Here is an 8888-nt window from a genome sequence, read left to right as displayed (position 1 = left end):
TTCACCGTGGCGAAAAGCGCGTACTTCAGTCAGTCGTGATTGCCGTTGAAGGCAAAGACGAAATCGAGTTTGAACGTTACGCACCTGAAGCGCTGGCAAAATTGAGCAGCGAAGAAGTGCGCCGCAACCTGATCCAATCCGGTTTGTGGACTGCGCTGCGCACCCGTCCGTTCAGCAAAATCCCTGCTGTCGATGCCGAGCCGTTCGCCATCTTCGTTAATGCGATGGACACTAACCCGCTGGCTGCCGATCCTACGGTCATCATCAAAGAAGCCGCCGAAGACTTCAAACGCGGCCTGTTGGTATTGAGCCGCCTGACCGAGCGTAAAATCCATGTGTGTAAAGCAGCAGGCGCAGACGTGCCGTCTGAAAACGCTGCCAATATCGAAACACATGAATTTGGCGGTCCGCATCCTGCCGGTTTGAGTGGCACGCACATTCATTTCATCGAGCCAGTCGGTGCGAACAAAACCGTTTGGACCATCAATTATCAAGATGTGATTGCCATTGGCCGTTTGTTTGCAACAGGCCGTCTGAACACCGAGCGCGTGATTGCCTTGGGTGGCTCTCAAGTCAACAAACCACGCCTCTTGCGTACCGTTTTGGGTGCGAAAGTATCGCAAATTACTGCGGGCGAATTGGTTGACGCAGACAACCGCGTGCTTTCCGGCTCAGTATTGAACGGCGCGATTGCACAAGGCGTGCACGATTACCTCGGCCGCTACCACAATCAGATTTCCGTTATCGAAGAAGGCCGCAGCAAAGAGCTGTTCGGCTGGGTTGCGCCGCAGCCGGACAAATACTCCATCACGCGCACAACCCTCGGCCATTTCCTGAAACACAAACTCTTCAAGTTCAACACAGCCGTCAACGGTGGCGACCGCGCCATGGTACCGATCGGCACTTACGAGCGCGTAATGCCCTTGGATATCCTGCCTACCCTGCTCCTGCGCGATTTAATCGTCGGCGATACCGACAGCGCTCAGGCACTGGGTTGCTTGGAATTGGACGAAGAAGACCTCGCTTTGTGCAGCTTCGTCTGCCCGGGCAAATACGAATACGGCCCGCTGTTGCGCAAGGTGCTGGAAACCATTGAGAAGGAAGGCTGATTATGGGCTTGAAACATTTTCTTGAAAAAATCGAACCGCACTTCCTGCCGGGCGGCAAACATGAAAAATGGTATGCTCTCTACGAAGCTGCGGCGACGATTTTCTACACATCCGGCGCGGTAACGCGCAAAGCGGCACACGTCCGCGATGCACTCGACTCCAAGCGCATGATGATTTTGGTGTGGCTGGCTTTGTTCCCTGCCATGTTCTACGGTATGTACAACGTCGGCGCACAGGCATTCAGTGCGTTAACGCCTGATTTGCTGCAACAAAATATCGCCAACAACTGGCACTACGCCCTTGCCAACGCTTTGGGCATCAATATGTCGTCTGAAGCGGGGGTGTTGGGCAAAATGCTGTTCGGCGCGATTTTCTTCCTGCCGATTTACGCGACTGTATTTGTTGTGGGCGGCTTCTGGGAAGTTTTGTTCGCATCCGTACGCAAACACGAAATCAACGAAGGTTTCTTCGTGACTTCGATTCTGTTTGCTTTGATCGTTCCCCCTACCCTGCCTTTGTGGCAAGCGGCTTTGGGTATTTCTTTCGGCGTTGTGGTTGCGAAAGAGGTGTTCGGTGGTACAGGTAAAAACTTTATGAACCCTGCTCTGGCAGGCCGTGCCTTCTTGTTCTTCGCTTATCCTGCCAATATTACCGGCGACACCGTTTGGACGGCGGTTGACGGCTATTCCGGTGCCACTGCTTTGGCGCAATGGGCGACACACGGTGCAGACGGCCTGAAAAACGCTGTAACCGGTCAAAACATCTCTTGGATGGATGCGTTTATCGGTAACGTGCCCGGCTCAATCGGCGAAGTATCCACTTTGGCGCTCTTAATCGGCGGCGCGTTTATCGTGTTCACCCGCATTGCCTCTTGGCGCATTATCGCCGGCGTGATGATCGGTATGATTGCCATGTCTTCTCTGTTTAACTTCATCGGTTCGGACACCAACGCCATGTTCTCCATGCCTTGGTACTGGCACTTGGTGGTCGGCGGCTTCGCCATCGGTATGCTGTTTATGGCGACCGACCCTGTTTCCGCTTCCTTTACCAATGTCGGCAAATGGTGGTACGGCGCGCTTATCGGTGTAATGTGCGTATTGATCCGCGTGGTCAACCCTGCTTACCCCGAAGGCATGATGTTGGCGATTCTGTTTGCCAACCTGTTTGCCCCGATTTTCGACTATTTCGTCGCACAAGCGAACATCAAACGCAGAAAGGCGCGCAGCAATGGCTAAGAAATTCGATAAAGACAGCTTCAGCGGCACGCTGATTGTGGTATTGGTTGTCAGCCTGATTTGTTCCATCATCGTTGCCGGTGCGGTCGTCGGCTTGAAACCCATCCAAGAGAAACAAAAACTCCAAGACAAACAAGGCTATATCTTGAGCGTAGCCGGTTTGGTGGATAAAAACACCGACATCAGCAAAACCTTTGCCGAACGTATCGAGCAACGCGTTGTCGATTTGGCAACAGGCGAATACGTGAAAGACGCGCCGAAAGACTTCAGCGCGCGCATCGCAGGCAAAGACCCTGCCCAAAGTATCCAAATCAAACCCGAAGACGATTTGGCCGGCATCAAAAGCCGTGCCAAATACACTGAGGTTTACTTGGTAAAAGGTGAAGACGGCAAAGTCAGCCAAATCATCCTGCCTATGCACGGCAACGGTTTGTGGTCTGTCATGTACGGTTTTGTCGCCATTCAACCTGACGGCAACACCATCAACGGCATTACCTACTACGACCAAGGCGAAACCCCGGGCTTGGGCGGCGAAATCGGCAATCCGTTGTGGCAACAAAAATTCGTCGGCAAAAAACTGTTTGACGAACAAGGCAAACTCGCCCTGCATGTTGGCAAAGGCGCAAGTTCGGACAAAGAACACGGCGTAGATGCCCTCTCCGGCGCATCGCTGACATCTAAAGGCGTGCAAGGTTCGTTCGCCTACTGGTTCGGCGAAAACGGCTATATCCCCTACCTGAACAAATTGAAATCAGCAGGAGCACAATAATGGCTGACATGAAACGCTTGAAATATTTGATGTTTTCACCCTTTATCGACAACAACCCGATTGCCTTGCAGGTTTTGGGAATTTGTTCGGCTTTGGCGGTTACCACCAAACTTCAGACGGCCATCGTAATGGGTATTTCCGTAGCTTTGGTAACCGGTTTTTCCAGCTTCTTCATCTCGCTAGTACGCAACTACATCCCCAACAGCATCCGTATTATCGTGCAAATGGCGATTGTTGCTTCCTTGGTAACGCTGGTTGACCAACTGCTTCAAGCCTTTGCTTATGAGCTGTCCAAACAGCTGTCCGTATTCGTCGGCCTGATTATTACCAACTGTATCGTGATGGGCCGTGCCGAAGCATTCGCCATGAAAGAACCTCCTTTGGAGAGCTTGGTTGACGGTATCGGCAACGGCGCAGGTTACGGCATGATGTTGATCATCATCGCAACCATCCGCGAACTGATCGGCTCAGGCAAGCTCTTTGGCTACACCATTTTCCAAACCATACAAGATGGCGGCTGGTATCAAACCAACGGCTTGTTCCTGCTCGCTCCCAGCGCGTTCTTCATCATCGGTTTCTTGGTATGGGGTCTGCGCACTTGGAAACCTGAACAGGCGGAGAAATAACACATGGAACATTACTTAAGCCTCTTTGTAAAATCCGTCTTTCTGGAAAACATGGCACTTTCCTTCTTCTTAGGGATGTGTACATTTTTGGCGGTATCTAAAAAAGTATCCACCGCATTCGGTTTGGGCGTGGCTGTAACTTTCGTACTCGGCCTGTCCGTCCCAGCCAACCAACTTGTTTACTCGCTGTTGAAAGACGGCGCGCTGGTTGAAGGCGTGGACCTGACCTTCCTGAAATTCATCACCTTCATCGGCGTGATTGCCGCTTTGGTGCAGATTTTGGAAATGTTCTTGGACAAATTCGTCCCTACCCTCTACAACGCATTGGGTATCTACCTGCCTCTGATTACCGTAAACTGCGCGATTTTCGGTGCCGTATCGTTTATGGCGCAACGCGAATACAACTTCGGTGAGTCCGTTGTATACGGTTTTGGTGCAGGTCTGGGCTGGCTTTTGGCTATTGTCGCTTTGGCGGGCATTACCGAAAAAATGAAATATTCGGATGTCCCTAAAGGCCTCAAAGGCTTGGGCATTACCTTTATCGCCGCTGGCCTGATGGCAATGGCGTTTATGTCGTTCTCCGGCATCCAGTTATAAGAAAGGAATCGGCATGGAGATTATTTTAGGTATCGTGATGTTTACCGTCATCGTCTTGGTTTTGGCACTGATGATTCTGTTTGCCAAATCCAAGTTGGTGAGCGAAGGCGACATCACCATCAAAGTCAATAACGAAAAAGAGCTGACGATGCCTGCCGGCGGCAAACTGCTGGGTGCGCTTGCCAGCCAAGGCATCTTCGTTCCTTCCGCCTGCGGTGGCGGCGGCTCATGCGGTCAGTGCCGCGTTGTCGTGAAAAGCGGCGGCGGCGACATTCTGCCGACCGAGTTGTCCCACATCAGCAAACGCGAAGCGCGCGAAGGTTGCCGTCTGTCTTGTCAGGTCAACGTCAAAACCGATATGGACATCGAAGTACCTGAAGAAGTATTCGGTGTGAAAAAATGGGAATGTACTGTCATCTCCAATGACAACAAAGCAACGTTCATTAAAGAACTCAAGCTTGCCATTCCCGAAGGCGAAGAAGTTCCTTTCCGCGCCGGTGGCTACATCCAAATTGAAGCCCCTCCTCACACTGTTGCCTACAAAGATTTCGACATTCCTAAGGAATACCACGAAGACTGGGACAAATACAATCTGTGGCAATACGTTTCCAAAGTGGACGAGCCGATTTTGCGTGCCTACTCTATGGCTTCATACCCTGAAGAAAAAGGTATCATTATGCTGAACGTGCGTATCGCTACGCCTCCTCCGCGCGTACCTGATGCGCCTCCAGGACAAATGTCGTCTTATATCTGGTCGCTTAAAGCCGGTGATAAAGTAACGATTTCCGGTCCGTTTGGTGAGTTCTTTGCCAAAGATACCGATGCCGAAATGGTATTTATCGGCGGTGGTGCGGGTATGGCGCCGATGCGTTCCCACATTTTCGACCAGCTGAAACGTTTGAACTCCAAACGTAAGATTACCTTCTGGTATGGTGCCCGTTCTAAACGCGAGATGTTCTATGTCGAAGACTTCGACCAACTCGCAGCAGAATTCCCGAACTTCACATGGCACGTCGCCCTGTCCGACCCATTGCCTGAAGACAACTGGGACGGTTACACAGGCTTCATTCACAACGTGGTTTACGAAAACCACCTGAAAAACCATGAAGCACCGGAAGACTGCGAATTCTATATGTGCGGCCCTCCGATCATGAACCAGTCCGTGATCAAAATGCTCAAAGATTTGGGCGTGGAAGACGAAAACATCCTCTTGGACGATTTCGGCGGTTAACAGACAAAAAGGAAGAAACTTCGGTTTCTTCCTTTTTTATTGCCAGGCCGTCTGAAAACCATACTTTCAGACGGCCTGAACCTTTCTTTTACGATACAATAAAGGCTTCAAAAAATAATCCGCAAATCCCCTATGCCGTTTCTTTCCAATTCGTTTTACCGTCCGATAATCGGTTGCACCGTTGCCATCCTTTCCTCACTCACACTCTCTGCCTGCCAACCTGAAAAACAACAAACCATTACCCTGCAAGGCGAGACCATGGGCACGACCTATACCGTCAAATATCTTTCAGACGGCCAAGATAAACTCCCCTCCCCTGCCGAAATACAAAAACGCATTGATGACGCGCTTAAAGAAGTCAATCGGCAAATGTCTACCTACCAGACCGATTCCGAAATCAGCCAATTCAACCAGCTGCGCACCGTCAATCAGGCCATGCCCATTTCCCAAGACTTTGCCTATGTGACCGGAGAAGCCTTGCGTTTAAACAAACTGACACACGGCGCACTGGACGTAACCGTCGGCCCTTTGGTCAACCTCTGGGGATTCGGCCCGCAAAAAGAAATCACGCACGAACCGACTGCACAAGAAATCCAACATGCTTCAGAAATGGTCGGTACGGACAAACTCAAACTTTCCCAAGACGGACAGCAGCCTACACTCGCCAAAACCCATCCCGAAGTCTATTTAGACCTATCCTCCATCGCCAAAGGCTTTGGTGTGGATAAAACCGCCGCCGAACTTGAAAAACTCAATATCGGCAATTATTTGGTAGAAATCGGAGGCGAGTTGCATGGCAAAGGCCACAATGCGCAAGGCAACCCTTGGCGTATCGGCATCGAGCAGCCCAATATCGTTCAAGGCGGTGCCACCCAAATCACCATTCCATTGGACAATAAATCACTGGCTACATCCGGCGACTACCGCATTTTCCATGTTGATAAGTCAGGCCGCCGCCTTTCCCATATCATCAACCCTAAAACCAAACAACCCATCAGCCACAACCTTGCTTCCATCAGCGTAGTAGCTGAAAACGCCACACTTGCAGACGGCCTTTCAACCGGATTGTTCGTCCTCGGAGAAACTGAAGCACTTAAACTTGCCGAGCAAGAAAATCTCGCCGTTTTCCTTATCATCCGGACCCCGCAAGGCGGCTACCATACTAAAATGTCCAGCGCATTCAAGAAATTATTAAACTAATCTTCAGGAATACACACATGAAAACCCTTCTTCTGACTTTCGGCATTTTTATCATTGTCATCCTCGGCATGGCAGTCGGCTATATTTTCTCCAAACGCACCATCAAAGGCAGCTGCGGCGGCATTTCCTCTCTCGGCATGAAGAAAATGTGCGATTGCGACACGCCGTGCGATACCTTGCAAAAAGAGCTGGATAAAAAACAACATTCCGACAATCAAGGCATCAAGGTTGATCATTAAGTTGTTATTGAATGTTTATTCATGATTTAAGACTACTTATCCCCTATCAGGCCGTCTGAAAAATAAAAGAGCGTAATCCCAATGGATACACGCTCTTTTATTTTGCTTCTTCCAAAGCAATCCAAAAATATCTTGCACACCCGTTTAAATCAAAACCGCTCCAAACCAATCATGAAACAAAAAGAAAAGCTCCTGCAAAACAGGAGCTTTTTCTTGGAAGAAACCGGATTATTTCAATTTAGTTTCTTTGTAAATAACGTGTTTACGGGCTACTGGGTCAAATTTTTTGATTTCCAGTTTGCCAGGCATAGTACGTTTGTTTTTAGTAGTTGTGTAGAAGTGACCAGTACCAGCACTGGACTCCAGTTTGATTTTATCGCGCATTGCAGTAATCCTTAATTAATGGTGTTTAAATTAAGCTTCGCCGCGAGCACGCAAATCAGCCAATACGACATCAATGCCTACTTTATCGATGGTGCGCAATGCAGCGTTAGAAACGCGCAGGCGAACCCAGCGGTTTTCACTTTCTACCCAGAAACGACGTGATTGCAAGTTAGGCAAAAAACGACGTTTGGTTTTGTTGTTGGCGTGTGATACGTTATTGCCAGACATCGGGCGCTTACCGGTCACTTTGCAAACTCGTGCCATGGTTAGTCTCCAAACTTCTAAAATAGTAAAACGCGATTTATACCACGAAATCCGCCTTCAGTTCAAGTCGTTTACTGAAAAAACGGGATTTGTGGAAATAAATCTTCTCAATATGTTGCATCTGCGAAACGGTATTTCGCAAAGCCTTAACTTTTCAATTATAACGGATTTCTTTGAAAAAATCATCTGTCGTTTATGTGGTCGGCGAAATAAACAGGCCGTCTGAACATTTCAGACGGCCTGTTTATTGTCATGCTTTTTTCTTCAGCGCCGCATTCAAAATGCAGCCGAGTATAAAGCAGGCTAAAGAGGGAACAACCCACCCTAAACCGATATTGTAAAACGGCAATGCGCGCTCGATGGCAGCCGCGGTTTCGGCATCAAATCCAAACGCGGCCTTATAGGCATCGAGCAAGCCGACCATAAGAGCCGCCATCATGGTACAGAAATAGACAATACGGCCGCCGCCAAACAGTTTATCTGTCAAGGTCAGCAAAATGATGACGATGGTCAGCGGATACAACAGCATCAACATAGGGATGGAAAACTGCAAAATCGCTGACAGGCCTTTGTTGGCCAACAGGATAGACACCACCGTATTCAGTATCACAAAGATTTTATAAGAAATACCCGGGCAAAGACGGTTGAAATATTCGGCGCATGAAGTAATCAAGCCAACCGCCGTACTCAGACAGGCAAGCAGCACCATGACGCCAAGCAACACAATACCGGCTGTACCGAAATAGTGCTGTGCGGTTTTAGACAAAACCGACGCGCCGTTTTCCTGCAAGCCGATACCGGCCACACCTGTCGCGCCCATATAGCCGATAAACAGGTAAACCACTGCCAAACAAGAAGCCGCCAACACACCGGAAATCGTCGTTGTCTTCAGCAAGTCCGTACGGTTGTCCACGCCCATGGCGCGAACGGCATCGATAACGATAATGGCAAACACCAGCGAAGCCAGCGCGTCCATGGTGCCGTAGCCTTCCAAAATACCTTTAACCAACGGATGAGTAGCAAAATCGCCTTGCGCCGCCTGCGGCATACCCATCGGGTTAATAGCGGCATAGCCGACCAATATCGCAATTGCCAGCAACAAAACGGGCGTAAGGATTTTACCGATACGGTCAACCAGCTTACCCGGAGAAATCGACAGCCAATAAGTCATGCCGAAAAACACCAGGCTGAATACGGCCAATGCGATGTTTTTCCAAGATTCATCAATGAAAGG

The 8888-nt window shown here is 49.6% G+C and carries 11 protein-coding genes; 8 read left to right on the top strand and 3 right to left on the bottom strand.

The features are described from left to right. The 8 genes from Q1M25_RS05960 to nqrM form a co-directional block, all read left to right on the top strand. Positions 1 to 1109: Na(+)-translocating NADH-quinone reductase subunit A (locus tag Q1M25_RS05960; RefSeq protein WP_300482891.1), on the top strand; the 1109-nt coding region annotated here is incomplete at its 5' end. Between the two features lie 2 nt (positions 1110 to 1111). Continuing rightward, on the top strand, positions 1112 to 2344 hold the full coding sequence (locus Q1M25_RS05955) for an NADH:ubiquinone reductase (Na(+)-transporting) subunit B (protein WP_300482889.1): 1233 nt from the start codon (positions 1112 to 1114) through the stop codon (positions 2342 to 2344). Further along, the gene (locus tag Q1M25_RS05950) at positions 2337 to 3113 is read left to right on the top strand and encodes a Na(+)-translocating NADH-quinone reductase subunit C (protein ID WP_300482886.1); all 777 of its coding nucleotides are present in this window, start codon (positions 2337 to 2339) and stop codon (positions 3111 to 3113) included. The genes Q1M25_RS05955 and Q1M25_RS05950 overlap by 8 nt, the downstream gene beginning before the upstream one ends. Beyond that, the gene (locus Q1M25_RS05945; protein ID WP_300482883.1) at positions 3113 to 3739 is read left to right on the top strand and encodes an NADH:ubiquinone reductase (Na(+)-transporting) subunit D; all 627 of its coding nucleotides are present in this window, start codon (positions 3113 to 3115) and stop codon (positions 3737 to 3739) included. Before Q1M25_RS05950 ends, Q1M25_RS05945 begins: the two co-directional genes overlap by 1 nt. 3 nt (positions 3740 to 3742) lie before the next feature. Next, positions 3743 to 4336, top strand: a complete 594-nt coding sequence (gene nqrE, locus Q1M25_RS05940; RefSeq protein WP_300482881.1) for an NADH:ubiquinone reductase (Na(+)-transporting) subunit E — start codon at positions 3743 to 3745, stop codon at positions 4334 to 4336. Positions 4337 to 4349: 13 nt separating this feature from the next. Beyond that, positions 4350 to 5567, top strand: coding sequence for an NADH:ubiquinone reductase (Na(+)-transporting) subunit F (gene nqrF / locus Q1M25_RS05935; protein ID WP_300482879.1), 1218 nt, complete (start codon positions 4350 to 4352; stop codon positions 5565 to 5567). Positions 5568 to 5699: 132 nt separating this feature from the next. After that, positions 5700 to 6767, top strand: coding sequence for an FAD:protein FMN transferase (locus Q1M25_RS05930; protein ID WP_300482877.1), 1068 nt, complete (start codon positions 5700 to 5702; stop codon positions 6765 to 6767). Positions 6768 to 6784: 17 nt separating this feature from the next. After that, entirely contained in the window at positions 6785 to 7006 is a 222-nt protein-coding gene (nqrM, locus tag Q1M25_RS05925; protein WP_003680888.1) for a (Na+)-NQR maturation NqrM, read from the top strand. Between the two features lie 228 nt (positions 7007 to 7234). Here nqrM and rpmG read toward each other — a convergent pair whose 3' ends face one another. From rpmG to brnQ, 3 genes are all read right to left on the bottom strand, one after another. Continuing rightward, positions 7235 to 7390 (bottom strand): 50S ribosomal protein L33, encoded by a 156-nt coding sequence (gene rpmG, locus Q1M25_RS05920; RefSeq protein ID WP_003684373.1) that lies wholly within the window; start codon positions 7388 to 7390, stop codon positions 7235 to 7237. A 30-nt stretch (positions 7391 to 7420) separates the two neighbouring features. Next, positions 7421 to 7654, bottom strand: coding sequence for a 50S ribosomal protein L28 (rpmB, locus tag Q1M25_RS05915; RefSeq protein WP_002216391.1), 234 nt, complete (start codon positions 7652 to 7654; stop codon positions 7421 to 7423). A gap of 250 nt (positions 7655 to 7904) precedes the next feature. Continuing rightward, positions 7905 to 8888, bottom strand: a 984-nt coding sequence (gene brnQ / locus Q1M25_RS05910) for a branched-chain amino acid transport system II carrier protein (protein WP_300482846.1), incomplete at its 5' end; no start/stop codon positions are given.

It is taken from the genome of uncultured Neisseria sp. (genome assembly GCF_951230505.1).
Lineage (GTDB): Bacteria > Pseudomonadota > Gammaproteobacteria > Burkholderiales > Neisseriaceae > Neisseria.
This window is presented reverse-complemented; position numbering and strand designations above follow the sequence as displayed.